At 65.8% G+C, this 357-nt stretch carries 1 protein-coding gene; it reads left to right on the top strand.

Features of this window, described 5'->3' with window-relative positions:
- On the top strand, window positions 1-357 hold a 357-nt coding region (locus tag ACX4ZE_RS23230), incomplete at both ends, for an AMP-binding protein (RefSeq protein ID WP_480275597.1).

The following is a 357-nucleotide window of genomic DNA, read 5'->3' as shown; positions in this document are numbered from 1 at the left end:
TCCAGCGCGGCCGCTGCGACCGACGCCGACCGCCACGACCGCCTGCGGCCGGGGAATCTGGCGTATCTGATCTACACCTCCGGTTCGACCGGTCGTCCCAAGGGGGTGGCGGTCACCCACCGTAATCTGCGGTCGTTCGTCGCCCATACGTGGTCGGTGTCGCCGGAGGATCGGGTGTTGGTGCATTCCTCGATCGCTTTCGACGCCTCGATCTACGAGTTATGGCCGACCTTGGTGGCAGGTGCCGGGGTGGTCGTTGTCGGTGGACAGCGGGCCGATGTCACTGTGATCGCGCGAACGATGCACGACTCGCGGGTAACGAAGATGTTCTCCACGCCGCCCCTGCTTGCGGCGTTG

It is taken from the genome of Nocardia sp. TBRC8007, assembly GCF_056629435.1.
The sequence above is the reverse complement of the archived record's forward strand: the minus strand, read 5'-3'. Positions and strand labels throughout refer to the sequence as shown.